The sequence below is a fragment of the Nonomuraea sp. NPDC050404 genome (assembly GCF_040655495.1).
Taxonomy (GTDB): domain Bacteria; phylum Actinomycetota; class Actinomycetes; order Streptosporangiales; family Streptosporangiaceae; genus Nonomuraea.
Genome location: NZ_JBFAKB010000022.1, coordinates 94,724 through 120,168 on the forward strand (window position 1 = coordinate 94,724; position 25,445 = coordinate 120,168).

The window sequence follows — 25,445 nt, forward strand, 5'->3', positions numbered from 1 at the left end:
TTCCTTCCTCTCATGAGACGTATGGCTGGTCGTGTCGTCCCGCGCGCAGGGTGCGACCCCACCACGTGAGCTGGTCGAGCATGGCCGCGACCGCCCGCAGGCGATCGTCGGTGTCGCGGGATTCCTCGCGGAGTTCGGTGTCGAGCAGGTCGATCCCCACCCAGTCGCGCATGGTCATGGCGTGCAGGGCGGAGAAGACGGTGCGGAGTTGTTCGGCGGCGTAGTGGCCGTACGAGCCCAGGCCGTAGGCGACGATGCCGACCGGCTTGGCGTGCCACTCGTCGTAGGCGAGGTCGATCGCCTCCTTGAGCGAGGCGGGGAAGCTGCGGTTGTACTCGGGCGTCACCACGACGAACGCGTCCGCCGCACCGACCGTCGCGGCGAAGCGCCGCGTGGACGGCGTGGGCTCCTGCGGGTAGCAGGCCGGGAAGTCGTAGGCGGCCAGGTCGAGCACCTCGACGTTGAGGTCCTCGCGCCGCCGCGCCCGCCGGGCGAACCAGGCGCCCACCGTGTCGCAGACGCGGCCCGCCCGGGTACTGCCGATGATCACGGCGACGTTGAGCGGTCCGGCCGTCATCGTGTCACCCCCTCTCACGAAGGAGGCGCTAGACGGCCCGCTAGATCAAAACTAGCGGGCCCCGGCTGTGCGGGTCGGTGTCCAAAGTCCGCCAGCGCGAGGTGGTGCGGGTCGGTGTCCAAAGTCCGCCGGTGCGAGGTGGTGCGGGTTGGGGCCAGTAGTCCGCCGGTGCGAGGTGGTGCGGGTCGGGGTCAGAAGCCCGTCAGGGCGCGGCGGCAGGCGCGGGAGGTCTCCGCCAGGGTCTCCTCGTCGGTCCTGCCCTCGCTCATCGAGACCGCCGCCGTCCCGCTGACGGCCCCGATCGCGGCCCCCACCATCGCGTACGCGGTCATCCGGTCGATCCCGCAGGCCCCGACGAGCGCGGCGGCCAGCCGTTCCAGCCGCGCGTTCGACCGGTCGATGGTCGCCTGTGGGGAGAAGATCGGCAGCTTGTACGCATCCCCGACCAGCCCTGCCGTGAGCCCCATCTCCCAGCTCTCCGCGAGCATCTCGTCGAAGGCCCTGGCCAGCAACTCGGCCGGCGCCTCCCCGGGCCGCCTGGCGAGGATGGCCGCGACGCCCGCGTCCACACGCTCGACGCTGTTGGTACGGATCACGTCCGCCTTGTGCCGGAAATAGGTGAAGAACGTGCGCGTGGACACTCCGGCCGCCGCCGCGATCTGGTCGACGGTCGTGGCCTCGTACCCCTGCTCGTCGAAGAGCCGCCCGGCGGCGTCCATGAGCGCCTGCCTGGTCTGCCGCTTCTTCCGCTCGCGCAACGACATGCATCGATCATATTGCATCCAGTGCATATTTACAGGACTGCAAGTTTTGCGTAGCGTGCGAGCCATGGATTCTGTCATCTCGGTGTCCGGCCTGGTGAAGACGTACGGCCGGACCCGGGCCCTGGACGGGCTCGACCTGCGGGTCGGAGCCGGAGAGATCCACGGCTTCCTCGGCCCGAACGGCGCGGGGAAGACGACCACGCTGCGCGTGCTGCTGGGGCTGCTGCGGGCCGACGCCGGCGAGGTGCGGCTGCTGGGCGGGCACCCCTGGCACGACGCCGTACGCCTGCACCGCCGCCTCGCCTACGTACCCGGCGACGTCACGCTGTGGGACGAGCTGACCGGCGGCCAGATCATCGACCTGCTCGGACGGTTGCACGGACGGCCGGACACCCGCCGCCGCGACGAGCTGATCGCACGGTTCGAGCTGGATCCCGGCAAGAAGGCCCGCACCTACTCCAAGGGCAACCGGCAGAAGGTGGCACTGGTCGCCGCGCTGGCGGCGCGGGCCGAACTGCTCCTGCTGGACGAGCCCACCTCCGGCCTCGATCCGCTGATGGAGGAGGAGTTCCGCCGCTGCCTGGCCGAGCGGCGGGCCGAGGGCACCGCGATCCTGCTGTCCAGCCACGTGCTGGCCGAGGTGGAGGCCCTGTGCGACCGGGTGAGCATCGTACGCCGGGGGCGCGTCGTCGAGTCGGGCACCCTGACCGAGCTGCGCCACCTCACCTGGACCTCGATCACCGCCCGGCTGGAACGCCCGCCGGAGCGGCTGGACGGCGCCCACGGGCTGGAGGTCCACGGCACGGAGGTTCACGGTACGGAGGTGCGCTTCCGCGTCGAGAGCGGGCGGGCAGGTGAGGTGCTCACCCGGCTGACCGCGTACGGGCTGCTCGACCTCACGGCACGACCGGCCACGCTGGAGGAGCTGTTCCTACGGCACTACCGCGAACCGGTGACCCCGTGAGTACGGGCGCCGTGAACGCGGGCCCCGTGAACGCAGGCCATGCGAATGCGGCCACGATGAACGCCGGCACGATCGCCTTACTGATCCTGCGCCGCGACCGGCTGCTGCTGGCCGCCTGGATAGTGGTGGCCGTCGCGCTCCCGGCGTTCAACGCCTACTCCCTGGCCGCCCTGATGCCCGCCGAACCGCACCGGCTGGCGTTCATCGCCGCCGCCGAGGCCAACCCCTTCACGAACGCGCTGCTCGGCCCCGTCCCAGGCACCTCCATCGAGGCACTGGTCGGCTGGCGGTCGAGCGTGCAGAGCCTGCTCATCGGCGGCCTGGCCGGGCTGCTGTTCGCGATCCGGCACACCCGCGCGGAGGAGGACGCGGGCCGACGGGAGCTGGTGGCGGCGGGCGCGGTCGGCAGGCATGCCGCGATCAGCGCCGTCGTGGCCGTGGTCGCCGCCGTGAACCTCGCCGTCGTCGTAGGGCAATGTCTCGTTCTGGGCCTCGGGTTCGGCTATCCGCCGGGCGGAACGCTGCTGTTCGGGCTGACGGGCGCGGCGGGCGCGACGATGTTCGCCGCCTGCGGCGTGCTGGCCGCGCAACTGTGCCAGAGCGCGCCGCTCGCGCGGGCGACCGGCGTGGGAGTGCTGGTGGCCGGGCTCGTCCCGGGCCTGGTGGTGCCGGAGGAACTGGTCGCCTACCTGCCGGCGGGGTGGCCGCGGGTCGCGCGGGCGTACGGGGCGGGGGAGCAGTGGTGGGTGTTGTGGATCCCGCTGGCGCTCGCGGCCGTGCTCACCCTGCTCGCGTTCGCCGTCTCCGCCCGCCGCGACCTGGGCACGGGCCTGCTGCCCGAGCGCGCGGGACCCGTGCGGCCCGCGCCGCGCAGCACGATCGGGCTGGCCTGGCGGTTGTACGGGGGGCAGGTGGTCTCGTGGACGATCTCGCTGGGGGTGGCGTCGGCGGGGGTGGGCTGGGTGTCGGCGTCGTTCGAGGTCGGCACGCTGACGGGGGACACCCTGCTGGAGGTCTTCACGTACGTGTTCTGCCTGGTCGTCGCCTGCCTGGCGGTGACCGGGGCGCTGCGTCCGTACGGGGAGGAGAGCCGTGGCCGGGCCTCGCCCCTGCTGGCCACCTCCACCGGCAGGACCCGCTGGTTGTCCGGGCACCTGGTGCTCGGCCTGGCCGCGCCCGCCGCCATGTTGCTGGCCGTCGGCGCGGGCACGGGCGCGGGCCACGCGCTCGCCGGCGGCCGGCCGGAGGCGGTGCCCGTCCAGATCGGCGCGGCGCTGCTCTTCACGCCCGCCGCCTGGGCCGTCGCGGGCGTCGCGATCGCCGCGTACGGCCTGCGCCCCCGCGCCGCCGTGCCCGTGGCCTGGGCCGTGGTGGTGCTCTCGGCCGTCTGCGTGGCGATGTGGGAGGCGGGCGTGCTCGGCGGCACGGCGTTCCTGTTCACGCCGTTCGGATACGCCCACCCCTCGATCTCACCCGGCTTCGCGGCCCCGGCCGGGTTCGCCCTGGCCGCCGCCGCCCTCGTGACCGTCGGCGGCGCCGCCTTCCACAGACGGGATCTGCTCGCGTGAGGCGGGCAGGCTCAGCGTGAAGACCGTGTTCCCCGGCACGCTGGCCACGTCCACCACCCCTTCATGCGCCGCCGCCACCGCCGACACGATCGCCAGCCCCAGCCCGCTCCCTCCGGCCAGCCGGGACCTGGACCCGTCGCCCCGCGCGAACCGCCCGAACACGTGCGGCAACAACTCCGGCGCGATCCCCGGCCCGTCATCGGCCACCCGGACGCTCACCCGCTCGGAATCCATCAGCACCGTCGCGGTCACGGTGGTGCCGGGCGGGGTGTGCGTGCGGGCGTTGGCCAGCAGGTTCGCCACGACCTGGTGCAGCCGGTCGGCGTCCCCGAGGACGAGGGCGGGCTGGTCGGGCAGGCCCACCAGCCAGCGGTGACCGGGCGCGGCCGCGTAGGCGTCGCTGATCGCGTTCACCACGATCGGCGACAGGTCCAGCGCCACCCGTTCCAGCGGGCGGCCCGCGTCCAGCCGGGCCAGCAGCAGCAGGTCCTCGACCAGGGTGGACATCCGGCCCGCCTCGGAACCGATGCGGCCCAGCGCGTGCGCCGTCTGCGGGCCGTGCGGCTCGCCGCTGCGCCTGGTCAGCTCGGCGTAGCCGACGATCGAGGCCAGCGGGGTACGCAGTTCGTGGCTGGCGTCGGCGATGAACCGGCGCAACCTGGACTCGCTCTCGTGCCGCACCGCGAAGGCCGTCTCGACGTGCCCGAGCATGTGGTTGAACGCGCCGCCGACCTGCCCGACCTCGGTACGCGGGTCGGTGTCCACCTCGGGCACCCTGGCCAGCCTGACGGCGTCGCCGGTGGCCAGCGGCAGCTCCGACACGCGGGCGGCGGTGGCGGCCAGGCGGCCGAGCGGGCGTACGGCGCGGCGTACCAGCAGGGTGCACGCGATGGCCATCAGCGACACGCCCGCCAGCGTCACCGCGGCCTCCACCACGATGAGCCTGGTCAGCGTGGACCGCAGGCCGCTCAGCGGCAGCCCGACGACGAGCGCGTCGCCGTCGCGCGTACGGGCCGCGGCCATCCGGTAGTCACCCATCGGCCCCAGGCCGATCGTGACGGGTCTGCCGGTCACGGCGGCGACCGCCGGCGGCGCCGGCACCTCCTGTACGGTGTCCACCCCCGTCAGCACGGCGGCCCGGCGGACCTCGCCCAGCCGCACCCGCGCCCCGAACGTCTCCATCGCCTGCCCCGGCGACAGCAGGAACGTCACCTCCCTGGCCTCGGGCGGCGCGCCGGGCGACTTCGGGGCGCCGACCGAACGCCGGGCCGCGGCCCTGACCTGGAGATCGAGCTGGTCGGTGAGGAAGTCGTTGAACAGCAGCGTGGTCGCGGTGGCGACGACGGCCGAGACGACGGCGAGCAACGCGATCGAGGAGACCACCAGCTTGGTCTCCAGCGACATGGCCCTCTTGCGGACCCTGAAGGTCATCCGGCCGGGCGCAGGGTGTATCCGACGCCGCGCACCGTGTGGATCATCGGCTTGCGCTGGGCGTCGATCTTGCGGCGCAGGTAGGAGATGTACAACTCGACCACGTTGCTCTGCCCGCCGAAGTCGTAGGCCCACACGCGGTCGAGGATCTGCGCCTTGCTGAGCACCCGTCCCGGATTGTGCATCAGGAAGCGCAGCAGCTCGAACTCGGTGGGGGTGAGCTTGATCTGCTTGCCGCCCCGCCGTACCTCATGGGTCTCCTGATCCAGCGTGAGGTCCCCGACCGCGAGCCCGGCGTCCGGCCGGGTCTGCGCCGCGCCGGAGCGGCGCAGCAGGCCGCGCAGCCTGATGACGACCTCCTCCAGGTGGAACGGCTTGGTGACGTAGTCGTCGGCGCCCGCCCGCAGGCCGATCAGCCGGTCCTGCATCGAGTCCTTCGCGGTCAGGAACAGAACGGGCACGCCCGGCAGCACCGCGCGCAGCCTGGGCAGGAGCACGATCCCATCCATGTCGGGCAACATGATGTCCAGGACGATCGCGTCGGGACGGAACCCGCGGGCCGCCCTGATGGCCTCGCTGCCGTTGTGCGCGCAGCGGACGTCCCAGGACTCCTGGCGCATGACCATGGACAGGAGCTCGGTCAGTGAGGGTTCGTCATCCACGACGAGGATGTTGATCGAGCTGCCGTCGGGCCGGCGCACAGGCGCGGACTGGTACGTGTGCATAGTCGTGACAATGGCGGGTGTGCATGAGTGTTTGATGAGATGTCGCTTATGAATTGACTGTGAGTCGTGGCGCGGCGAAGCGTGGCCACTTGACAACCAGCCCTTCGACCAGCGGTTGAAGGCCCGGCACACGAATGTGCCGGGCCTCCGCATCCCTTTACGAGTTCCCTTTACGAGCTACCCGGAGCCCATCCCCCTCCCTGTCAGACGAGCTTTCCGGACCAGACGGCCGAGGCCGAGGTGTAGACCCCGTAGGTCTCGGCGTCGAAGTACGGCGAGGAGATGTAGTCCACCCGGTTGTTCTCGTCCTGGTCGTAGAAGCTGCTGGTCACACCGTTGAGGTAACCGGTGCGCTTGGAGCTGCTGTACTTCAGCAGCCACGGCCCGCCGTCCGCGCCCGCGGTCATGGCGCACTTGAGGCCGACGTGCTCCTCGATCTTCTTGGCGGCCGAGCCCACGGTCTTGGCCGTGGTCGTGCCGTAGCACCACTTCGGCGTGACACCCGTGTACGGCTTGTTGCCGTCGGGGTGCGCGGCCTGCGGGTAGCCGAAGACGTAGTGCGCCTTCTTCAGCGGCTGGTTCCAGGCGATGCCCTGGCCGCCGACGTTGTCACCGAGGCGGCCCGCGTCCTCGACCTCCAGCGTGGGACGCCTGGAGTCGGTCGAGGCCTTGATCGACACGCCGTTGTAGACCGAGACGAAGGCGTAGTCGCGGTCGTAGTCCTCGTACACGCTGTAGTCGTAGTGCACGAACGCCTGCTTGCCGACGTAGACGCCCCACGGAGCCTTGCCCTGGTAGTAGCCGGGCACGAAGACCCAGTTGTCCAGGAGTTGCTCGTCGTTGGCGGTGTCGTACACGCAGTGCCCGGCCGTGGCGACCACGTTCTTGTACTTGCCCTGGATGGACGAGGCCGAGCACCAGCGCTTTTCGCCGTCCTGGTCGACGAAGAAGACCTTGCCGACGGTCTTCGGCAGGTTCACGTTCTTCGACTTGGAGGTGCTGGTGGTGGTGCCGGTCGGCGCGACCGAGCCCGCCTTGGTGTCGGTGGAGGCGCTGCCGGTGGTCTTGAGCTTGTCGACCTTGGTGGTGTCCTCCTCAAGGTAGGTCGCGGCTTCCAGCGCCGCGCCGTTGTTCTCCAGCCAGAACCGCGCGATCCCCTTGGCGGTCTCGGTGCTGACGCTCTCGGACGGCTTCACGTGCTGCCTGTCCTGCGCCTGTGCCGTGCCGGCGAGCGAGGCGCCGAGCATCGCCGCGGCGGCGAGCCCGCCGCCGAGGGGGATGAGGGTGTGCTTGATCTGCAAGGGATTGCTCCTTGTTCGTCGCGGGAACGCGCTGAGCGTTCGGTGCGTCTATGGGGCAGGAACGTATCCCTCTTTACTGAGGCTTTAAGGAAACGAATCCGATAAAACGCTGAAAATTGCATAAGAGAACTTATGTGTTGCACGTCACCGCGCTCGGCAGGGGCGGTCTGCCTGCGCTTATGCAATTCATAAGCTCGTGTCAGCGCTTTCTCAGGTTGGCCCGGCAGAGTGCATGCCGTGGATGACCTTCGGGGCTGAATTCCAGAGGTTCGGCCAGGTCCGTCCAGGATTGGATTCATCAACAGTGCGCTTCGCCAAGCCCTTCACCGTGACCATCGCCAGCGCGGCCCTGATCGCCCTGCCCTTCGCCGGCTCCGCCCTCGCGGACGGCGCCAGGCCGCACCCCACCGCCACCGCCAAGGCTCCGCAGCCGGCGCACTCCGCCCCGGCCAAGCAGGACCGGCACGGCAAGGAGGACACGTACAAGCACGCCAAGCACAAGACCACCTCCCTGAAGGTGGCCGTCAGCAGCAGCCGCGTCCGCGCCGGCTCCTCGTACGCGGTGACGATCACCACCAAGGGCCTGTCCTCCGGCACCGCCACCCTCACCACCCCCGAGGGCAGGACCTACCGCGTCCCCCTCTCCTCGGGCCGCGCGCGGAAGAACCTGACGGTCCCGTCGAGGACGCGCGCCGGCACCAAGACCGTCACGGTCAAGGTCGCCGGCAAGACCGCCACCGCGTCCTTCACGGTCACCGCCGCCTCCAAGCGCCACCACGGCAGGTAAACCGGCAGGTCGCAGCGCCCCGGCCACCGGCCGGGGCCCGTTCGCGTTTCCCGGGCGCCGGTGGATGGGGCCTTATCATGAACTGCCGGTGACATTTCCGCAGGTGAAGTCATGAGGTAGTGTCACTTGCGTTGGTTAGGGAACCTGACCGAGCGTGTTGACGAGCCCGGAGCCCTCCATGGACATCAGCCCCCCGCTTACAGAGCCGGCAGGGGCATCGGCGCGCCCGTCCGAGTACGCCGAGGAGACGCAGGGCCGTCTGCGCAAACTCAGCCTGGAGATCGTGATCGGCGCGCTCTCCGCCGTCGGGTCGCTGCTGGTGGCGCGCGACGCCCATTCCTGGTGGGACGCGCTGCTCATGGCCGGGGGCCTGCTGGTCACCCTGCTGGTGCTCAAGCGGTGGGGCGCGGGCCGGTTCCCCGGCGTCGCGCTGCCCGCCCTGATCGTCACCGCGGCCATCTGGCTGGTCGGAGTGCTGGCCGCGGACATCACGACACCGGTCTACAGCTTCGCCATCGTGGCCACCCTCGCCCTCGTCGAGCTGCGACGCCACCGGCCGGCGGTGATCGCGGGAATCACCGCCGTCACCATCGTCGTGCTCGCGGCGAGGGTGGTGACGGCGCGTGAGGAACTGGCCGGCGTCCTGCTCAAGTTCGTCATCGTCTCCGCGGGCGTCGCCGTGGGCGGCATCATCCTGACGATCCTCGCCGCCGGGGTGCACAACCTGATCGGGGAGCTGGAGAAGGCGCGGGAACGCGAGGCGGAGATGGCCGTCATGCGCGAGCGCGTACGTTTCGCCGGCGACCTGCACGACATCCAGGGCCACACCCTGCACGTGGTCAAGCTGAAGGTCACGCTGGCCAAGAAGCTGCTGCACAGCGACCTCGCGCGGGTGGAGGAGGAGCTGGAGGAGGTACGCGCCCTGGTCGGCGACACCATCACCCAGACCAGGGAGCTGGCCTACGCCCAGCGGCGGCTCAACCTGTCCGCCGAGCTGGAGAACGCCAAGAACCTGTTCGAGGCCGCCGGCATCAGCGCGCACGTCGATCGTGCGGCCGGGGTCGTCGATCCGCGTGCGAGCGAGTTGCTCGGCCAGGTCCTGCGGGAGACCACGACCAACATCCTGCGCCATGCCGAGGCGGGGGAGGTGCGGGTCACCCTCTCGGAAACGGGCGTCACCATCGTCAACGACGGCGCGCAGGACGGTCCGCTGCCGGCGCTGCGGGGGCTTGCCGCACTCAGGGAACGCGTGGTGGGCGAGGGCGGCGAGTTGACGGTGGAGCAGGAGAACGGCTGGTTCAGGACCGCCGTCGCCTTCCCCTGAACCTCTCCACGCAGGTGCGTCAGCCGACGGTGCGTGGCCGGTCAGCGGGGCGTGTCACGTTCCGGGCGTGAACATTGATCCTTTCATCGACGCCACCGCGCAGGCCGCACTCGTCCGCGAAGGACAGGTGACGCCTCTGGAACTGGTCGAGGCCGCCATCGAGCGGATCGAGCGGCTTGATCCACAGCTCAACTCGGTCGTCGTGCCGCTGTTCGACAAGGCACGCAAGGAGGCGGCCGGTGCCCAGGACGGGCCGTTCCGCGGCGTGCCGTACCTGCTCAAAGACCTTGGTCCCACCTCGGCGGGCGACACCTACTCGGCGGGTTCCGCCGGGATGAGGGCGGCCGGTTACCGCGCGAGCGGTGACTCCTACTTCGTGCAGCGGATGCGGGCGGCCGGGTTCGTCCTGGTGGGCAAGACGAACGTGCCCGAGCTGGGGCTGGCGGCGACCACCCAGCCGGCCGCGTGGGGGGCGTGCAGGAATCCGTGGGACACCGGCAGGACCACCGGCGGTTCCAGCGGTGGATCGGCGGCCGCGGTCGCCGCCGGGCTGGTGGCGGTCGCGCACGGCAACGACGGCAGCGGCTCGATCCGCAATCCGGCCGCCCAGTGCGGCGTCGTGGGGTTGAAGCCGAGCCGCGGCAGGGTCTCCCAGGGGCCGCCGGCGCGCGGGCTCGATGCCACGATGGGCGGGCTGGTGGCCGACCACTGCCTGACCAGGTCGGTGCGGGACACCGCCGCCGTGCTCGACGTGGTCAGCGGCCGCCGGCCGGGCGACTGGTTCGCGGCGCCCACCCCCCAGCGGCCGTTCGCGCAGGAGGTGGGCATCGACCCCGGACGGCTGCGGATCGGCGTGCTCACGGACGGGGCTGGCGTCGAGCAGGCCGAGGTGACCCGGCGGGTCGCGGACGTGCTCGCTGACCTGGGACATCACGTCGCCGACGGTCATCCGGCCCGGCTGCGCGAGCTGGCCGGCGAGGTCATCCTCCCGGTGGTGCTGACCGCCCTCGCGGCCGAGGCCGAGCACCTGGAGACGCTCGCCGGCGGGCCGGTCGAGCTGGAACCCGTCACCCGGATGTTGCTCGAGTACGCCAAGGGGATCACCGGGGCCGGGTTGTCGGCGGCGATGGGAACCCTGCGCGAGGTGGCCGGCGACGTCGAGCGCTGGTGGGAGGAGGACGGCTGGGACCTGCTGCTCACCCCGGCATCGGGTGTCGGTCAGCCGCTGCTGGAGGAGATGGCCGCCACGCCGGAGCAGCCGTTCCCGCCGCTGTCCGATCCCCTCACCAGGTTCCTCATGCCCTTCAACGCGACGGGCCAGCCGGCGATCTCGCTGCCGCTCGGGACGACCTCCGACGGGCTGCCCGTCGGTGTTCAGCTGGTCGCGGCCTATGCGCGGGAGGATCTGCTGCTGCGGGTGTCCGCCCAGCTCGAAGCGGCGCTGCCCTGGGCGGGCCGGCACCCGGCCGGGATGTCCTAGACGAAGGCGGCGACGCCCTCGTACTCGGCCCGGGGCGCCTGGCCCGTCGTCTCGTACTCCAGAAGCAGCAGGCCGTTCGGCGTCGCCTCGTGACCGACCAGGCGCAGGCCGCACGTGGCGCCCGTGCGGGTCACGAGGCGGCGGCCGGTGCGGAGCAGCGTGGGCGCGATCACCAGGCGGAGCGTGTCCACCAGGCCCGCCGCCAGTAGCGCGTCGCCCAGGCGGGCGCTGCCGTGGATCTGCAGTTCGCGGCCCGGCCGGGCCTTGAGCGCGGCGACGGTCTGAGCGGGGTCGCCGTTGAGCACGGTCGTGGGGTGCCAGTCGCCCTCGGTGAGGGTGTTCGACACGACGTACTTCGGCAGCGCGTTCATGCGCTCGGCGTACGGGTCCGCCGGGTCGGTGATCTTCGGCCAGTCGCGCGCGAACGCCTCGTAGGTGCGCCGCCCGAACAGCAGGCCGTCGGCGAGGCCGAGCTGCTCGGAGGTGCGGCGGACGAACGTCTCGTCGATGTGCGGCACGAGCCAGCCGCCCCGGGTGAAGCCGTCGCTGGTGTCCTCGTCCGGCGAGCCTGGGCCCTGGCTGACCCCGTCGAGCGTGACGAACTCGGTGAGGACGATCTTCATCGGTGACCTTCCGCGTACGCGGCCAGTTGATCGCAGACCGTGCCCCAGCCCTCCATGAAGCCCAGCTTCTCGTGATCGGCGCGGGCCTCCGGGTCGCCGTGGCGGGCAAGCATCCGGTAGTTCGTGCCGTCGGGGTGGTCGCTCAGCGTGATGGTGGCGGTCACGGCGACCGGGGCGGGGCGCGCGGGCCGCCAGTCGCTGGTGATCGCGTTGGTGAACACGATCCGTTCGAGTTCGTCCACGGCCAGGAAACACGCGTCCAGATGCGGGACGAACTCGGCGCCGTCCTCGCTGAACCGCGTCACGAACGCTCCGCCGGGCCGCAGGTCCAGCTGGTCCACCCGGCAGTGGGACGGCGCGGGCAACCACCACTGCTCCAGCCGGGACGGGTCGGTCCAGGCGCGCCACACGGTCGCGCGCGGGGCGCGGATGATCCGCTCCACGCTGAGGTCGAGGTCGGGGTTCATATGCCGTTCTCCTCCTGGTCGGTGATGAACTGTTCGAGGCGGTCGGTGCGCTCTTCCCAGATCCGGCGCTGCTCGGCGAGCCAGCCGTCCACGAGGGCGAGGCGCTCGCGGTTGAGCACGCACGTGCGCACCCGGCCGGACTTGACCGTGCGGATGAGGCCGTTCGACTCCAGCGTCCGCACGTGCTTCATGAACGAGGGCAGCGTCATCGGGAAGTCGCGGGCGAGGTCGCCGACGCTCGTGGGCCCCCGCCCGAGGCGCCGGACCACGGCCCGCCGGGTGGGATCCGCGAGGGCGATGAACACGCCGTCGAGCTGCGCCGAATACTGTGCCATGCGGCTAAGTATTGCGACCCAAAACAGTTAGCGCAAGGGCTAAGTGTTACGCCGGCTCGCCGTGAGGAGGTGTCCGGATGTGGACACTTGATCTTGTGAACCGGGGGTGTGCTTGGAACGTCCCAATACGTTCCCGTCGTGAGGAGTCGCGCCATGGGCTACCCGCCCCAGCAGCCGCAGGACCCGTACGGGCAGCCGTATCAGTCCGGGCAGCAGGACCCGTATGGCCAGCCGTATCAGTCCGGGCAGCAGGACCCGTATGGCCAGCAGTACCAGTCAGGGCCGCAATACCCGTCCGGGCCGCAGTACCAGTCAGGGTCGCAGTACCCGTCCGGGCCGCAGTACCAGTCAGGGTCGCAGTACCAGCAGCCGTATCAGTCGCAGCCCTACAGCCAGCCGTACATGCCGGTTCCGACAGGTCCGCAGTACAGCCCGGTGCAGTACACGACGGTCCGGGAGCGCGGCTTCAACCCGATCACCGCCATCGTCCATGCGTGCCTGTGGTTTTTCCTGCACTGGTGGCTGGCGCTGTTCACGCTGGGCTTCTGGCTGATCGTTGCGATCCCGGTGACGTTCTTCGGCTGGCGGGTGACCCGGACGATTCCCGTCCAGCACTATCAGCAGCCGCCGTACCCGCCTGCTTACTGAACGGCGGCCCGTTCCGAGTCGCTGCGCAGGACGCAGAACTCGTTGCCCTCGGGGTCGGCGAGGACGGCCCAGCCCGTGCCGTCGGGGTTGCGGCGGTCGGTAACGAAGGTGGCGCCGATGCCCAGCAGGCGTTCGATCTCCTCCTCCCGCGTGCTCTGCGGGCGCAGGCAGAGGTGGAACCGGTTCTTGACCGTCTTGGGCTCGGGCACCTGGTTGAAGTGGAGCAGCGGGCCCTGCGGCAGCAGGACCTGCGTCTCCTCGTCGCCAGGACGGTCCTCGGGGTGCATGGAGCAGCCGGTCACCTCGCTCCAGAACCGGGCGAGTTCGTAGGCGTTCGCGCAGTCGATCGCCACGTTCTGTACAACCGAGATCATGCTCCACAACTTACCGAAATGCCGGTCAGACCATCAGCAGAGTCTTGCCGGGCACCGTGCGGGCCTCCATGGCCTTGTGGGCGTCGGACGCTCGCTCCAGCGGGTACGTTCCGCCGATGGCCGGCGTGATGTGCCCCGCCGCCGCGGCGGCCAGGGCCCGTTCCGTGCGTTGCCGTGCGCCGGCCGGATCGGACATGCCGAAGAGCTGGTCGAGCCCGATCACCGTGACGCCGCGCCGCGCCGCCTCGTCCGGATCGATCACCGAGGCGCCGCCGCTGGAGGCGCCGTGCACGGAGAACGTGCCCCCGCGCGCCGTGGCCTCGAACGCCGCCCTGCCGATCGGCCCGCCGACGCCGTCGAAGACCACGTCGGGTCCGTTTCCGCCGGTCGCGGTCCGTACGAGGTCGGTCCAGCCGTCCTGCCCGTAGTCGACCACCACCTCGGCCCCCAGCTTCCTGGCCAGCTCGGCCTTAGGTTCGCTGCCGACGGCGGCGATCACCCGGCCACCGGCGGACCTGGCGAGCTGCACCAGCAGGCTGCCGAGACCCCCGGCGGCGGCCTCGACCAGTACCCAGTCACCCTCCTGGATGCCGGCCCGATTGACCAGGCCGACCGCCGTGCTGCCGTCGTTCAGCAGCGCCGCCGCCTCGGCCAGGCCCAGTTCGTCCGGCACCGGTACGAGGTTTCCCTCCTTGGCCACCGCCAGCTCCGCGTTCCCGCCGGAAGAGGTGGCGGTACGCGTCACCACCCGTCGTCCCGTCCACCCGGGGTCAACGCCCTCGCCCACCGAGGCGACCCGCCCGGCGACGCCGCCACCGGACACGTACGGCGGCTCAGGGAGCGGCGGGCCGGGGCTGATCCCGCGCCGGAGCTGCGTCTCCACAAAGTTGATCTCGGCGAACTCGACCGCCACGACGACCTGCCCCGGCCCGGCGACCGGCTCCGCGGTCTCCTGCGTCACCAGGACCTCGGGTCCACCGAAACGGGTTACCCACACTGCTCGCATGGTGATACTCCTTCCACTCGGGTCTCGCTCACACAGCTTGCTACCTCAACCAAGATTGAGGTCAAATGTGGCGATTAGGCTTACCCGGTGGAGATCCGCGACAGAACCCCGCTCGACCTGGACGCCTGCGTCAAAGCGCTCGCCGAGGTTCAGGCCGTCGATCGTTATCCCGTGGACTGGCCGTCCGACCCGGGCCGCTGGCTGACCCCGGCCGACCTGGCCAGGGCCTGGATAGCGGAGCCCGTACCGCAGGCCGGGGTGGTGCTCGGGCATGTCGCCCTCACCGAGGATCTGGAGATCACCCGCCTGTTCGTCGCGCCCGCCGCCCGTGGCGGCGGCCTGGCCGCCCGGCTGATCGACACGGTACGAGCCGCCACCCACCTGCCCCTCAAGCTGCAGGTCTCCTCCGAGGGGCAGGCCGCGATCAGGTTCTACGAACGCTCCGGCTGGCGCAGGATCGGCAGCGACCGCGCGGACTGGCTCAACGCGGCCGGCGAGCCCGCGCTGGTGCACCATTACGTGAGCCCGCCTTGAGCGCACCTGCCGTCAGGGGAGGCGAGATGATCTACTGCTGGCATGCCTCTCCTGATGCTCGACCTCGACGGCACCCTGATCGACAGAGATGACGCGTTCCGGGCCGCCGCCGTCGCTTTCCTGACCGGCCATGGTCTGCCGGAATCCGATTTGTCCTGGGTGCTCACCACTGACGCCGGCGGCTACGCCGACAGGGAGGCGATGAAGCGGTCCCTGATCGAGCGTTACGGTGATTCCGTCCCGGAGGAGGGCGTCCGGCAGTTCATCGACCATGGCGTGGTCGATCGCGTCACCCTGTCGGAGCCGGTCCGCGATGTGCTGGCCAAGGCGATCGCCGTCGGCTGGACCTGCGTGGTCGTCACCAACGGCCGCACGTCGCAGCAGCGCAAGAAGCTGCGCAACACCGGCCTTGACGAGATCGTGCACGGCTGGGCGATCTCCGAGGAGGTCGGTCACGCCAAGCCCGATCGGCAGATCTTCGAGGCGGCGGCGGCAGCGGCCGGGAGTTCGCTCCAGGACGCGTGGATGATCGGCGACTCGGCGCAGAACGACATCGGCGGCGCGCACGGCCTGCAGATGCAGAGCATCTGGATCTCGGCAGGCCGGCCATGGAACGAGAAGTCCTTCCGGCCCACGCACATCGCCGATGACGTGGTGGGCGCGATCAACCACGTACTCGGGCGACCGCGCCGATTGGCGTGATGAGGAGCCCGCGCGCATGCGGGCAATGTCACAGCCGTGAGACTCTCATGCGGCAGCGGTGCTGGAGCGCAGCACGAGGGTGGTGGGCACCTCCATCCGCTCGGGCGCCTTGCCGGACAACAACCAGGAAAGGGCGAAGGAGCCCAGGTCGGGCCAGGGCTGGCGGATCGTCGTCAGGGCGGGTTTGACGTGCGCGGCGGCCCATGAGTCGTCGAAGCCCACCACGCTCACGTCGTCGGGAACGCGCAGGCCGTGCTCGTTCAGCGCCTCGTAGACCCCGACGCCCATCGCGTCAGAACAGGTGAAGATGGCGGTCGGCGGCTCCGGGAGCGCTCCCAGGAGTTCGCGGGTGGCGGTCAGCGCGTTCTCGCGCTGGAAGTAGCCGCACACCTCCCAGCGCGGGTCGATCGGCAGCCCGGCCGCCGCCATGGCCTGCCGGTATCCGGCCACCCGCTCGATCGCGCAGGGCACTCCCGGGCGCCCGGCCACGATGGCGATGCGCTCGTGGCCGAGGCCGATGAGGTGCTCGGTGGCCTCGCGGGCGCCGTCGAGGTTGGCGGAGGCCACGACCGACACGCCGGACGGCGGCTTGCGGCGCGGATCGACGATCACGGCGGGGATCCCGTGGTCGGTCAGCCAGGCCCGCTGGGTGGCGGTCGGCGACGTGCGTACCAGCAGGACGCCCGCGCTGTCCCGCGCTCCGATCCGGTCCAGCCAGGCCGGCGGCGGCTGGCCGTTCTTGGTCCGGTCGACCACGGCCGAGACGATCAGGTCGACGCCCAGCCGCCACGCCGCGTCCTCCACGCCGCCCAGGATGGCCAGCGCGTACGGCGAGTCCAGGCCGGGCAGCATGACGTCCACCATGCTGCCCCGGGTGGGCCGCACCCGTTCGCGGGGATAGCCGCGCCGCTCCAGCACCTCGGCGACCAGGCGCCTGGTCTGCTGCGACACGTCGGATCGGCCGTTCAGCGCCTTGGAAACGGTTGCAATCGAAACCCCGGCCTCGCGAGCGATCACCGCCAGTTTCGGCAGCGGATGGGGGGTGTCCGGGGCCGTCATGTCCCCACTCTCCTCCGACGGGCGGGTGAAAGGCCAGGCCGCGGCACCGAAAATTTCGAAATTTCGGCGTTTGCCCTGATAGTGGGGCCCGCCGGGTTCATATGCCATTGACGTTGCGTTCCCGCTAACGCAACGTTTCCTGCAACCGATTGCAGACCCGGACCCACGCGAAGGAGTCGAATACGTGGCCGTAGTCTCGGCACCCCCGCCTCGCAGCAAACCCCGCCGAGCAGGCGCGTTAACCCCATATTGGCTGATCGCCCCGTCCGTGGTCGCGATGCTCGGGTTCCTCGTGTATCCGATGGCCAGCGTGCTCTACTACAGCCTCCAGCACTACAACGTCACCCAGCCCTGGGACAACGGCTTCGCGGGCCTGGAGAACTTCCGCACGCTGCTGTTCGAGGACCCGATCTTCTGGCAGAGCCTCGGCTTCAGCCTCAAGTGGGTGGTGGTCGAGGTCGTGCTGCAGTTCCTGCTCGGCCTCGCGCTCGCGCTGATCGTCAACGAGAGCTTCGTCGGCCGCGCGATCTCGCGGGCGCTGGTGTTCTCGCCGTGGGCGGTCTCCGGCGTGCTGACCACCGCGATCTGGGTGCTGCTGTACAACCCGTTCACCGGCGTCTCGCGCTACCTCGCCGACATGGGCCTCATGGAGTACGGCGCCGCGCCCCTGGCCAACCCCGACACCGTGTTCTGGGCGGCGGTCGTGGCCGAGTTGTGGCGGGGCGTGCCGTTCTTCGCGATCCTGCTCCTGGCCGACCTGCAGTCGGTCTCGAAGGAGTTGTACGAGGCCGCCTCCGTGGACGGCGCGAACCGCGTGCGCAGGTTCTTCCACATCACGCTGCCCCACCTGCGCGACGCGATCATCCTGTCCACGCTGCTGCGCTGCGTGTGGGAGTTCAACAACGTGGACCTGCTCTACACGCTGACCGGCGGCGGCCCGGCCCACCAGACCACCACGCTGCCGCTGTATGTGGCACAACTGGCCGCCCAGTCGCACGACTTCGGCTACGCCACCGCGCTGACCACGGTCGCGTTCCTCATCCTGACCTTCTTCTCCATCGCCTACCTGCGGCTGAGCAAGTTCGGAGCCAAGTCATGACGATGGTGGACGAACGTCCCGTGATCACCCGCGGCAAGCCGGCCCCGGGGCCCAGGAGCGCCGACCGCACGCCGCGCTGGCAGATCTACCTCCCGCTGGGGTTGTACCTGCTGTTCACGCTGGTGCCGTTCTACTGGATGCTGGTCTTCGCCTTCCGCCCGCCCGGCTCGACGGCGATCTTCCCCTGGCCGCTCACGCTCCAGCACTTCGACACGGTCTGGAACGGCATGGGCTTCGCCGTGTTCTTCCAGAACAGCCTGATGGTGGGCATCGCCTCGCTGGTCGCGACCACGGTGGTGGCGCTGGCCGGCGGGTACGCGCTGGCCCGCTACAACTTCCGCGGCAAGGGCGCGTTCATGGTCGGGATGCTCTGCACGCAGTTCATCCCCGGCGCGCTCATGATCATCCCGCTGTTCGAGATCTTCAGGACGCTGAGCCTGACCAACTCGTTGTGGAGCCTGGTCGTCGCCGAGACGGTCTTCCAGCTCCCGCTCTCGCTGATCCTGATCAGCGGCTTCATCAGGAACATCCCGTACGAGCTGGAGCAGGCGGCCTGGGTGGACGGCTGCTCCAGGATGCGCGGCTTCCTGGCCATCGTGCTGCCGCTGCTGCGGCCCGCGCTGGTCGCGGTCGGCTCGTTCGCCTTCATCCACAGCTGGAACAACTTCCTTTTCGCCCTCATGTTCATCAACGACCAGGAGAAATTCACCGTGCCCGTGGGCCTGGCCTACAACCTCGGCGAGAACAGCGTCGACTTCGGCGCCCTCGCCGCCGGCGGTGTCGTCGCCGCACTGCCCGTCGTGATCGTCTTCGCGTTCATCCAGCGCTATCTCGTTCAGGGGATGTCCGCCGGGGCGGTGAAGGGGTGAAGACCTACCGCAATCCGGTGCTCAACGCCGACTGGTCCGACCCTGACGTCATCCGTGTCGGCGACGACTTCTACCTGACGGTCTCCACCTTCACCAAGGTGCCGGGGCTGCCGATCCTGCACTCCCGTGACCTGGTCAACTGGACGATCATCGGTCACGCGTACACGCGCGGTCACGACGACGTGCGGCCCGGCTGCGGCGTGTGGGCGCCGTCATTGCGGCACCACGACGGCCGGTTCTGGATCTTCTGGGGCGATCCGGACGTCGGCGTCTGCTGGGTGAGCGCCGCGGATCCGCGTGGCCCGTGGACCGAGCCGCACGTGGTCAAGCCGGGCCTCGGGCTCATCGACCCGTGCCCGCTGTGGGACGACGACGGGCAGGCGTACCTGGTGCACGGCTGGGCCAGGAGCCGGGCGGGCGTCAACAACCGGCTCACCGTGCACCGGATGGCGCCGGACGGCGAGAAGGTGCTCGACGAGGGCACGCTGGTCATCGACGCCGATCTGCTGCCGGACTACCGGACGCTGGAGGGGCCGAAGCTGTACAAGCGCGACGGCGTCTACTGGATCTTCGCTCCGGCGGGCGGGGTCGAGCAGGGCTGGCAGTCGGTGTTCCGGGCGGAGTCGATCTTCGGTCCGTACGAGGACCGCATCGTGCTGGAGCAGGGCGGCACCGAGGTCAACGGCCCGCACCAGGGCGGCTGGGTGGACACGCCGTCCGGCGAGCACTGGTTCATGCACTTCCAGGACCGCGGCCCCTACGGCCGGGTCGTGCACCTGCAGCCGATGACGTGGCGGGACGGCTGGCCGGTCATGGGCGACGAAGGCGAGCCCGTGATCGAGCACCGGGTGCCGGTGCCCGGCGGCGAGCCGGGCGGGCCGGGGACCTCCGACGACTTCGCCGGGCCCGAGCTGGGACTGCAGTGGAGCTGGCAGGCCAACCCTGACCCCTCCTGGTGGGAGTTGGGGGACGGCACGCTCCGGCTGGGCTGCGTGCCCGGTCCCGACGACCTGCGCGAGCGGCCGTCCGTGCTGGGCCAGCGGCTGCCCGGCGAGCCCTGCACGGTCACCACGAGCCTGACCCTGGAGGGTGAGGGCCGCGCGGGGCTGGCCGTGATCGGGGACACCGCCGCGCACGTCGGGCTTGAGCGCGCCGCGGACGGCACGACGGTGCTGGTCTGCGGGGACATGGAGCCCGTGCCGGTCGAGCGGGGCAAGCGCGTCACCCTCGGCGCGCGGGTTGGGGACGGCGCGCTCGTCACGTTCCTGGCCGACACCGGCGAGGGGCCGCGCGAGGTCGGCGCGCCCTTCCAGGCCACGCAGGGCCGGTGGGTGGGAGCGGTGCTCGGCCTGTTCGCCGCGGGGAGCGGTACCGGCCAGGCGATCTTCGAGGCGTTCACCGTGGACATCGAAAGGTAGGGCAATGAGACGACACGCGCCGATGGCCGCCGTGCTGCTGGCGGCCGTGCTGGCCGGATGCGGCTCTGACGCCGGATCCGGCGGCAAGACCGAGATCACCTTCTGGGACACCAACGCCGGGCCCGCGCGCACGCCGGTCTGGCAGCACGCCATCGCCGAGTTCGAGAAGGCCAACCCCACCATCAAGGTCAACTACGTGGGTGTGCCGATCGCGCAGGCGCCGCAGAAGCTGGACACGGCCATCGCCGGCGGCGGCACCCCGGACGTGGCCGACATCTCCACCTCCGGGCTCGGCTCGCTGGTGGCGCAGAAGGCGCTCGAACCCGTGGACGACCGCATCGCGAAGAACCCCGCGCTGAACGGCAAGTTCAACGAGGCGCTCGCGACGACGGTCAAGAACGTCGTGCCCGACGGCAAGATGTACATCTACCCGATCTCCACCAACTCCGGCGCGTTCTGGTACCGCAAGGACTGGTTCAAGGAGGCCGGTCTTGAGCCGCCGAAGACCTGGTCGGAGTTCTTCGGCACGGTGGACAAGCTGACCAAGCCGGAGGAGAACCGGTTCGGGTTCACCATCCGCGGCGGCTCCGGCTCCATCGCGCAGATGCTGGAGGTCGTCTACGGCCAGTCGGGCGTCACGGAGTTCTTCGACGCCGCCGGCAAGGCCACGCTCAACGACCCGCGCAACGTGACGGCGCTGGAGAAGTACGCGGGGCTGTACAAGAAGAACACGCCCGAGGGCGACCTGCAGAACGACTACGTCAAGATGGTCGCCCAGTTCGACACCGCGGGCAGCATCGCGATCATGCAGCACAACCTGGGCTCCTACCAGGACCACAAGAAGGCGCTCGGCGAGGAGAAGATGGCCTCCTTCTCCGTGCCCAAGTCCGACTCCGGCACCCAGGCCATCCTGTCCAACCCGGTCGGCGGCGTCGCCGTCTTCTCCGCCAGTGAGAACAAGGACGCCGCGGCCAAGCTGGCCGAGTTCTTCGCCGCCAAGGAGATGAGCGGCTACCTCGCCGAGCAGACCGGCGTCATCCCGGCCAACATCGACGCGCCGGAGCCCAAGGCCGCGCACATCATCGAGGCGCAGCGGGTGCTGAACGACCCGGCCACCAAGGTCGTGCAGATGCCCTACCACCTGCCGGAGTTCAACCAGATCACCAAGACGTGGGCCGAGCCGCAGTTCCAGAAGGTGCTGCTGGGCCAGCTCACCAGTAAGCAGTTCCTGGACGAGTTCGCGGGCAAGCTGACCGAGGCGCAGGCCGGCTACAAGAAGAGGAACGGCTGATGCACGCCGTCGCCGCCCTCGCCATGGCCGCCGTGACGGCCCTGCACCCTGCCCCCGACCTGGGACACCCTGCCCCCGACCTGGGACGCCAGGTGCTCGCGCCGAACGACGGGTGGGCCGCCGCCGAGGGCGGCACCACCGGCGGCTCGGCCGACCGCCGCCCGGTCGCCGTGCGCACCCGCGACGAGTTGGCCGCCGCCGTCGCCGGGGACGAGTCGAAGATCGTGTACGTTGAGGGCCCGATCGACGTGGGCGGCAAGACCTGCGCCGAGTACGCCGACCCCGCGTACGACCTGCAGAAATACCTGGAAGCCTACGACCCGGCACACTGGACGGGCCCCGCCTCGGGCCCGCTCGAAGAGGCCCGCAAGGCGTCGGTCGCCAACCAGCGGCAGGACGTCGTGATCACCATCGGCTCCAACACCACGCTCGTCGGCCGCCGCGGCGCCTCGCTCACCGGCCTCGGCCTGATGATCGACAAGGCCGACAACGTGATCGTGCGGAACCTGGCCGTGCACGACGCCTACGACTGCTTCCCCGTGTGGAGCGGCGGCGACTGGAAGACCGACTACGACAACCTGATGGTCTCGGAGTCCACCCACGTGTGGGTGGACCACGTGACGCTGACCGACGGCGACCGTCCCGACCGGAACGAGCCGTTCTACTTCGGCAAGCGCTTCCTGCACCACGACGGGCTGCTCGACGTCGTACGCGGCAGCGACCTGGTGACCATCTCCTGGAGCAAGTTCTCCGGCCACGACAAGTCGCTGCTCTGGGGCAACACCGACGACCCGCAGCACGACGCGGGCAAGCTGCGCGTCACCCTGCACCACAACGAGCTGAGCGGGCTCAACCAGCGGGCGCCCCGGGTGCGGCACGGGCAGGTGCACGTCTACAACAACTTCTACGTGGTCCCGCCCGGCACCGACTACCAGTACTCGTGGGGCGTGGGCGTCAACTCCGCCATCTACGCGCAGAACAACGCCTTCCGCGGCACGACGGCGGACAAGATCATCTATGGCTGGGGCGGCACCGCGATCCACGAGGAGGGCACGCTGGTGAACGGCAGGCCGGTTTCCGTGCTGGCGGCGTACAACGCGGCAAAGGACCCCGATCTTGGCCCGGACGTGGGCTGGACGCCGCGCCTGCGCGGGCGCGTGGACCCGGCGCGCGCCGTGCCCGCCCTGGTCAAGGCGTTCGCCGGAGCGGGGAGGATCTCATGAGGACGGCAGCGCTCTTCGCCCTGGTCGCGGCCCTGGTCGTCATTCCGGCACCGGCTCAGGCCCACGATCGCGCCGACGGGTTCGCCGGGCTGAGTGCCCTGGGTGTGGACGGCACCACCGGCGGCGCGGCCGGGCAGACCGTGACCGTGGACAACCAGGCCGACCTGGAGAGGTACGCCACGGCCGCCGAACCGTACGTGATCAGGGTCAAGGGCTCGATCGCGATGGAGCCGTACGGCAAGGAGGTCGAGGTCGCCTCCGACAAGAGCATCGTCGGCGACGGCGCGGGCGCCGAGATCGTACACGGCGGCTTCTTCCTGAACGGCGTGCACAACGTCATCATCCGCAACCTGACGATCCGCGACTCCTACGTCCCCGGCGACTGGGACGGCAAGAGCAAGGACTACGACGGCGTGCAGATGGACGGCGCCCACCACGTCTGGATCGACCACAACCACTTCACCCGCACCGGCGACGGCCTGCTGGACATCCGCAAGGACAGCGACTACGTCACCGTCTCGTGGAACGTCTTCAGCGACCACAACAAGGCCGTCGGCGTCGGCTGGACCGCGAACGTCGTCACCAAGGTGACCTTTCACCACAACTGGATCCGCGGCACCCACCAGCGCAACGCCAGCATCGACAACACCGAGGCCGCGCACTGGTACAACAACTACGTCCAGGACACCGCCACCTACGGCACGATGATTCGCGGCGGCGGCAGGCTGGTCGTCGAGAACAGTTACTACCGCAACGTGCCCGACCCGATCGTGGTCAAGGACCCGGCGTCGCAGGCGGTGCAGCGGGGCAACGTGTTCAGGGACTCGCCCGGCCGCAACGACAGCGCCGGCGCCGCGTTCGACCCCTCCTCCTATTACGCCTACCGCCTCGACCCCGCCGAACGGGTGCCCGGCATCGTCACCCGGGGCGCTGGCCCGCAGGGCAGGGCGCGACCGGCGCCGCGTCGCCTCACGGTCGCCCTCGACGGCACTGGCGACTTCGCCAGCATTCAGGCGGCGCTCGGCGCGGCTCCGCGCGGCGCGGTGATCACCGTCAAGCCGGGTGTCTACCGGGAGATGCCACGGCTCTGGCCCGGTGCCGGGGACGTGACGATCAAGGGCGAGACCGGCGACCCGGCGGACGTGGTCGTCACCTACGACCTGGCCGCCGAGGCCGAGAAGTTCTACGGCGGCCCGTGGGGCGCGGCACAGAGCGCTACATTCAGCGTTCAGGCCGACGGCGTCACGATCAGGGACCTCACCTTCACCAACACCGCCGCCACCTCGGGCCATGCCGTACGCACCTCCGGCGACCGAACCGCCTTCGACGGCACCGCCTTCGCGGGCGCCTACCAGGCCGACGGCCACCGCGCCCACCTGCGCGACTGCCAGGCGACGGGTCCGGTACGGGGCCAGGGCACGACCGTGCTGGACGGCTGCACGATCAGGTCGGCAGGCCCCGGCGCGGTGATCACGGGCGGCACCGTGCTGGTCAGCGCGAGCCGGCTGGAGGGCGACGCGGACGTCGCGCTGGGCAACGCCGGGCAGGTCGTGGTGCGCGACTCCTGGCTGGGCGCGCACATCAAGGACGACCCGTGGGAGGGCGAGGGCCGCTACGCCGAATACCGCAACACGGGTCCGGGCGCATCCATCAACGCCGACCGCCCCCAACTCACCGACCGCCAGGCACGTGAGCACACGGCGGCGAGCTACCTGCGCGGCTGGCGCCCCTGAGAGCCGGACGAGGCGGGCGCCCTCAGGCGAGCACGTGGGCGTCCGCCGCCGGTACGACGCGGGGAGCGGCGAGATCGTGGGCGGAACGGGCCAGCCAGATCACGTTCAGGGTGCCGGCGACCACCACGGCGTCGTCGTAGACCTCGAACGGCGCCGCGATCAGCGCGCCCGCCATCGTGAACAGGATGGGCAGCAGGAGACCGAGGGCGCCGTACTTGACCGTGGACTCCTGCCACCGATCGTCGTCCCACTGAGCCCGCAGGATCAGCACGATCCAGATCAGCGCGGCCAGGCCGCTGACCATGATGAGCGGTTCGCCTTCTGCCACGATCAACGCGATCGTCAGGGTGATGATGCCGCCCGCGTGTCCCAGGACGCCGAAGCCGATCGTAATGACGGTGTGTCCACGCGAACGCCCCAGGACCGCGGAGAACAGCAGCACGACTCCCAGCATGGGGACGAGCGTCACCATCGCTCCCCACGGGGGCAGGGCCGTCAGGAAGGGATTGAGCAGGTAGGTCGCCGCCGAGACGTACAACGCCACGCGCAGCCACCGCGAGTTCCGGTCCAGTTCCACCGGCGGCCCGGTCAGCGGCCCGCGCAGGCACTGCCACACCCCCCACGCGATGACGAGCCCCGCCAGAGTCAGCAGGAGCACGTTCGGCGGCGTCGCCTGGACCGCGTCGTCCGGTGCCGCGAAAAGCGCCACCCACCACAAGACGCCGAGGTCTCCGGTGGCCAGCGCGATCGCGAGGCCGACGGCCAGGGCGGCAAGGTAGAGGCAGGTGGCGAAGAGGGCGGGGACGCCTAAACGGTGGCGACGGATCATGCGGCACTTCCTTGCGGAGGGGGGTGAACGGAGCCGGAGTCACCTTAGCGCCGGAACGCGTGAAACCACGGAGCCGGTCAGCTTGGGCTCGCGTAACGGCGGGTCACCACTGAAGGGATCAGAGGGCGTTTCCTGGAGGGCCATCCGCCGGAGTGCGGCGGGTGGCAAGCCACGGCACCGCGTAACAGATGGTCTCAATACAAGCTGCCCGGAGTATGGCGGGTGGCAAGCCACGGCACCGCGTAACAGATGGTCTCAATACAAGCTGCCCGGAGTATGGCGGGTGGCAAGCCACGGCACCGCGTAACAGATGG

Annotated in this window: 26 protein-coding genes; 14 read left to right on the forward strand and 12 right to left on the reverse strand. The window is 70.3% G+C overall.

Translation table 11 applies throughout. The annotated features are described in order from the left end of the window. Window positions 1-10: 10 nt before the first annotated feature. Both AB0I81_RS44730 and AB0I81_RS44735 read right to left on the reverse strand, forming a co-directional pair. On the reverse strand, window positions 11-577 hold the full coding sequence (locus AB0I81_RS44730; RefSeq protein WP_360671115.1) for an NAD(P)H-dependent oxidoreductase: 567 nt from the start codon (window positions 575-577) through the stop codon (window positions 11-13). A 191-nt stretch (window positions 578-768) separates the two neighbouring features. Continuing rightward, window positions 769-1,341 carry a TetR/AcrR family transcriptional regulator gene (locus AB0I81_RS44735; protein WP_360671118.1) on the reverse strand — a complete coding sequence of 191 codons (573 nt, stop codon included), beginning with the start codon at window positions 1,339-1,341 and terminating at the stop codon, window positions 769-771. A 64-nt stretch (window positions 1,342-1,405) separates the two neighbouring features. On the opposite strand from AB0I81_RS44735, the gene AB0I81_RS44740 reads away from it, so the two are divergent. Both AB0I81_RS44740 and AB0I81_RS44745 read left to right on the forward strand, forming a co-directional pair. Then, window positions 1,406-2,305, forward strand: a complete 900-nt coding sequence (locus tag AB0I81_RS44740; protein WP_360671121.1) for an ABC transporter ATP-binding protein — start codon at window positions 1,406-1,408, stop codon at window positions 2,303-2,305. Window positions 2,306-2,361: 56 nt separating this feature from the next. Next, entirely contained in the window at window positions 2,362-3,873 is a 1,512-nt protein-coding gene (locus tag AB0I81_RS44745) for a hypothetical protein (protein WP_360671123.1), read from the forward strand. Here AB0I81_RS44745 and AB0I81_RS44750 read toward each other — a convergent pair. The 3 genes from AB0I81_RS44750 to AB0I81_RS44760 form a co-directional block, all read right to left on the reverse strand. Then, window positions 3,775-5,304 (reverse strand): HAMP domain-containing sensor histidine kinase, encoded by a 1,530-nt coding sequence (locus AB0I81_RS44750; protein WP_360671126.1) that lies wholly within the window; start codon window positions 5,302-5,304, stop codon window positions 3,775-3,777. The genes AB0I81_RS44745 and AB0I81_RS44750 overlap by 99 nt on opposite strands. Next, window positions 5,301-6,029 (reverse strand): response regulator transcription factor, encoded by a 729-nt coding sequence (locus AB0I81_RS44755; RefSeq protein ID WP_360671129.1) that lies wholly within the window; start codon window positions 6,027-6,029, stop codon window positions 5,301-5,303. The genes AB0I81_RS44750 and AB0I81_RS44755 overlap by 4 nt, the downstream gene beginning before the upstream one ends. Window positions 6,030-6,232: 203 nt before the next feature. Next, a complete protein-coding gene (locus AB0I81_RS44760; protein WP_360671132.1) occupies window positions 6,233-7,330 on the reverse strand; it encodes a hypothetical protein in 1,098 nt (365 codons plus the stop codon). Window positions 7,331-7,658: 328 nt separating this feature from the next. Here AB0I81_RS44760 and AB0I81_RS44765 point away from each other — a divergent pair, with 328 nt between their 5' ends. From AB0I81_RS44765 to AB0I81_RS44775, 3 genes are all read left to right on the forward strand, one after another. Further along, window positions 7,659-8,117, forward strand: a complete 459-nt coding sequence (locus tag AB0I81_RS44765) for a hypothetical protein (protein WP_360671135.1) — start codon at window positions 7,659-7,661, stop codon at window positions 8,115-8,117. 178 nt (window positions 8,118-8,295) lie between these two features. Further along, entirely contained in the window at window positions 8,296-9,441 is a 1,146-nt protein-coding gene (locus AB0I81_RS44770) for a histidine kinase (RefSeq protein ID WP_360671138.1), read from the forward strand. A gap of 67 nt (window positions 9,442-9,508) precedes the next feature. Further along, the gene (locus tag AB0I81_RS44775) at window positions 9,509-10,921 is read left to right on the forward strand and encodes an amidase (protein ID WP_360671140.1); all 1,413 of its coding nucleotides are present in this window, start codon (window positions 9,509-9,511) and stop codon (window positions 10,919-10,921) included. Here AB0I81_RS44775 and AB0I81_RS44780 read toward each other — a convergent pair. From AB0I81_RS44780 to AB0I81_RS44790, 3 genes are read right to left on the reverse strand one after another with little or no spacing between them, the layout of a single operon-like run. Continuing rightward, window positions 10,918-11,544, reverse strand: coding sequence for a dihydrofolate reductase family protein (locus AB0I81_RS44780; RefSeq protein ID WP_360671142.1), 627 nt, complete (start codon window positions 11,542-11,544; stop codon window positions 10,918-10,920). The genes AB0I81_RS44775 and AB0I81_RS44780 overlap by 4 nt on opposite strands. Continuing rightward, on the reverse strand, window positions 11,541-12,011 hold the full coding sequence (locus AB0I81_RS44785; protein ID WP_360671145.1) for an SRPBCC domain-containing protein: 471 nt from the start codon (window positions 12,009-12,011) through the stop codon (window positions 11,541-11,543). Before AB0I81_RS44785 ends, AB0I81_RS44780 begins: the two co-directional genes overlap by 4 nt. Further along, complete coding sequence (locus tag AB0I81_RS44790) at window positions 12,008-12,346, reverse strand: metalloregulator ArsR/SmtB family transcription factor (RefSeq protein WP_360671148.1); 339 nt, start codon at window positions 12,344-12,346, stop codon at window positions 12,008-12,010. Before AB0I81_RS44790 ends, AB0I81_RS44785 begins: the two co-directional genes overlap by 4 nt. 153 nt (window positions 12,347-12,499) lie before the next feature. Here AB0I81_RS44790 and AB0I81_RS44795 point away from each other — a divergent pair, with 153 nt between their 5' ends. Then, the gene (locus tag AB0I81_RS44795; protein WP_360671151.1) at window positions 12,500-12,994 is read left to right on the forward strand and encodes a hypothetical protein; all 495 of its coding nucleotides are present in this window, start codon (window positions 12,500-12,502) and stop codon (window positions 12,992-12,994) included. On the opposite strand, the gene AB0I81_RS44800 is transcribed toward AB0I81_RS44795, so the two are convergent. Both AB0I81_RS44800 and AB0I81_RS44805 read right to left on the reverse strand, forming a co-directional pair. Then, complete coding sequence (locus AB0I81_RS44800; protein WP_360671154.1) at window positions 12,988-13,368, reverse strand: VOC family protein; 381 nt, start codon at window positions 13,366-13,368, stop codon at window positions 12,988-12,990. The two genes, AB0I81_RS44795 and AB0I81_RS44800, sit on opposite strands and share 7 nt — an antisense overlap. A gap of 25 nt (window positions 13,369-13,393) precedes the next feature. After that, window positions 13,394-14,374, reverse strand: coding sequence for a zinc-binding dehydrogenase (locus tag AB0I81_RS44805; protein WP_360671157.1), 981 nt, complete (start codon window positions 14,372-14,374; stop codon window positions 13,394-13,396). Between the two features lie 87 nt (window positions 14,375-14,461). On the opposite strand from AB0I81_RS44805, the gene AB0I81_RS44810 reads away from it, so the two are divergent. Together AB0I81_RS44810 and AB0I81_RS44815 are read left to right on the forward strand one after the other, a co-directional pair. Next, window positions 14,462-14,908: a GNAT family N-acetyltransferase gene (locus AB0I81_RS44810; protein ID WP_360671160.1), complete on the forward strand. Its 447-nt coding sequence runs from the start codon at window positions 14,462-14,464 to the stop codon at window positions 14,906-14,908. A 42-nt stretch (window positions 14,909-14,950) separates the two neighbouring features. Then, window positions 14,951-15,610 carry an HAD family hydrolase gene (locus AB0I81_RS44815; protein ID WP_360671163.1) on the forward strand — a complete coding sequence of 220 codons (660 nt, stop codon included), beginning with the start codon at window positions 14,951-14,953 and terminating at the stop codon, window positions 15,608-15,610. 45 nt (window positions 15,611-15,655) lie between these two features. Here the strand turns inward: AB0I81_RS44815 and AB0I81_RS44820 are convergent, their stop codons facing one another. Then, complete coding sequence (locus AB0I81_RS44820) at window positions 15,656-16,669, reverse strand: LacI family DNA-binding transcriptional regulator (protein WP_360671166.1); 1,014 nt, start codon at window positions 16,667-16,669, stop codon at window positions 15,656-15,658. Window positions 16,670-16,946: 277 nt separating this feature from the next. Here AB0I81_RS44820 and AB0I81_RS44825 point away from each other — a divergent pair, with 277 nt between their 5' ends. The 6 genes from AB0I81_RS44825 to AB0I81_RS44850 are packed head-to-tail and all read left to right on the forward strand — an operon-like array spanning window position 16,947 to window position 24,302. Beyond that, window positions 16,947-17,768: a sugar ABC transporter permease gene (locus AB0I81_RS44825; RefSeq protein ID WP_360671483.1), complete on the forward strand. Its 822-nt coding sequence runs from the start codon at window positions 16,947-16,949 to the stop codon at window positions 17,766-17,768. Next, the gene (locus AB0I81_RS44830; RefSeq protein ID WP_360671169.1) at window positions 17,765-18,637 is read left to right on the forward strand and encodes a carbohydrate ABC transporter permease; all 873 of its coding nucleotides are present in this window, start codon (window positions 17,765-17,767) and stop codon (window positions 18,635-18,637) included. The genes AB0I81_RS44825 and AB0I81_RS44830 overlap by 4 nt, the downstream gene beginning before the upstream one ends. After that, entirely contained in the window at window positions 18,634-20,055 is a 1,422-nt protein-coding gene (locus AB0I81_RS44835) for a glycoside hydrolase 43 family protein (protein ID WP_360671171.1), read from the forward strand. Before AB0I81_RS44830 ends, AB0I81_RS44835 begins: the two co-directional genes overlap by 4 nt. 4 nt (window positions 20,056-20,059) lie before the next feature. Next, complete coding sequence (locus tag AB0I81_RS44840) at window positions 20,060-21,346, forward strand: sugar ABC transporter substrate-binding protein (protein ID WP_360671174.1); 1,287 nt, start codon at window positions 20,060-20,062, stop codon at window positions 21,344-21,346. Then, window positions 21,346-22,569, forward strand: coding sequence for a hypothetical protein (locus AB0I81_RS44845; protein ID WP_360671177.1), 1,224 nt, complete (start codon window positions 21,346-21,348; stop codon window positions 22,567-22,569). The genes AB0I81_RS44840 and AB0I81_RS44845 overlap by 1 nt, the downstream gene beginning before the upstream one ends. Continuing rightward, window positions 22,566-24,302, forward strand: coding sequence for a pectinesterase family protein (locus tag AB0I81_RS44850; protein WP_360671180.1), 1,737 nt, complete (start codon window positions 22,566-22,568; stop codon window positions 24,300-24,302). Before AB0I81_RS44845 ends, AB0I81_RS44850 begins: the two co-directional genes overlap by 4 nt. Before the next feature lie 22 nt (window positions 24,303-24,324). Here the strand turns inward: AB0I81_RS44850 and AB0I81_RS44855 are convergent, their stop codons facing one another. Beyond that, window positions 24,325-25,131, reverse strand: a complete 807-nt coding sequence (locus AB0I81_RS44855) for a hypothetical protein (RefSeq protein ID WP_360671182.1) — start codon at window positions 25,129-25,131, stop codon at window positions 24,325-24,327. Window positions 25,132-25,445 lie beyond the last annotated feature (314 nt).

What these genes read in the sequence shown, in the direction of transcription:
- AB0I81_RS44730 (WP_360671115.1), bottom strand. Translation starts at nt 577, where the DNA reads ATGACGGCCGGACCGCTCAACGTCGCCGTGATCATCGGCAGTACCCGG.
- AB0I81_RS44735 (WP_360671118.1), bottom strand. Translation starts at nt 1,341, where the DNA reads ATGTCGTTGCGCGAGCGGAAGAAGCGGCAGACCAGGCAGGCGCTCATG.
- AB0I81_RS44740 (WP_360671121.1), top strand. Translation starts at nt 1,406, where the DNA reads ATGGATTCTGTCATCTCGGTGTCCGGCCTGGTGAAGACGTACGGCCGG.
- AB0I81_RS44745 (WP_360671123.1), top strand. Translation starts at nt 2,362, where the DNA reads ATGAACGCCGGCACGATCGCCTTACTGATCCTGCGCCGCGACCGGCTG.
- AB0I81_RS44750 (WP_360671126.1), bottom strand. Translation starts at nt 5,304, where the DNA reads ATGACCTTCAGGGTCCGCAAGAGGGCCATGTCGCTGGAGACCAAGCTG.
- AB0I81_RS44755 (WP_360671129.1), bottom strand. Translation starts at nt 6,029, where the DNA reads ATGCACACGTACCAGTCCGCGCCTGTGCGCCGGCCCGACGGCAGCTCG.
- AB0I81_RS44770 (WP_360671138.1), top strand. Translation starts at nt 8,296, where the DNA reads ATGGACATCAGCCCCCCGCTTACAGAGCCGGCAGGGGCATCGGCGCGC.
- AB0I81_RS44780 (WP_360671142.1), bottom strand. Translation starts at nt 11,544, where the DNA reads ATGAAGATCGTCCTCACCGAGTTCGTCACGCTCGACGGGGTCAGCCAG.
- AB0I81_RS44785 (WP_360671145.1), bottom strand. Translation starts at nt 12,011, where the DNA reads ATGAACCCCGACCTCGACCTCAGCGTGGAGCGGATCATCCGCGCCCCG.
- AB0I81_RS44790 (WP_360671148.1), bottom strand. Translation starts at nt 12,346, where the DNA reads ATGGCACAGTATTCGGCGCAGCTCGACGGCGTGTTCATCGCCCTCGCG.
- AB0I81_RS44795 (WP_360671151.1), top strand. Translation starts at nt 12,500, where the DNA reads ATGGGCTACCCGCCCCAGCAGCCGCAGGACCCGTACGGGCAGCCGTAT.
- AB0I81_RS44800 (WP_360671154.1), bottom strand. Translation starts at nt 13,368, where the DNA reads ATGATCTCGGTTGTACAGAACGTGGCGATCGACTGCGCGAACGCCTAC.
- AB0I81_RS44805 (WP_360671157.1), bottom strand. Translation starts at nt 14,374, where the DNA reads ATGCGAGCAGTGTGGGTAACCCGTTTCGGTGGACCCGAGGTCCTGGTG.
- AB0I81_RS44815 (WP_360671163.1), top strand. Translation starts at nt 14,951, where the DNA reads ATGCCTCTCCTGATGCTCGACCTCGACGGCACCCTGATCGACAGAGAT.
- AB0I81_RS44820 (WP_360671166.1), bottom strand. Translation starts at nt 16,669, where the DNA reads ATGACGGCCCCGGACACCCCCCATCCGCTGCCGAAACTGGCGGTGATC.
- AB0I81_RS44825 (WP_360671483.1), top strand. Translation starts at nt 16,947, where the DNA reads ATGCTCGGGTTCCTCGTGTATCCGATGGCCAGCGTGCTCTACTACAGC.
- AB0I81_RS44830 (WP_360671169.1), top strand. Translation starts at nt 17,765, where the DNA reads ATGACGATGGTGGACGAACGTCCCGTGATCACCCGCGGCAAGCCGGCC.
- AB0I81_RS44840 (WP_360671174.1), top strand. Translation starts at nt 20,060, where the DNA reads ATGAGACGACACGCGCCGATGGCCGCCGTGCTGCTGGCGGCCGTGCTG.
- AB0I81_RS44845 (WP_360671177.1), top strand. Translation starts at nt 21,346, where the DNA reads ATGCACGCCGTCGCCGCCCTCGCCATGGCCGCCGTGACGGCCCTGCAC.
- AB0I81_RS44850 (WP_360671180.1), top strand. Translation starts at nt 22,566, where the DNA reads ATGAGGACGGCAGCGCTCTTCGCCCTGGTCGCGGCCCTGGTCGTCATT.
- AB0I81_RS44855 (WP_360671182.1), bottom strand. Translation starts at nt 25,131, where the DNA reads ATGATCCGTCGCCACCGTTTAGGCGTCCCCGCCCTCTTCGCCACCTGC.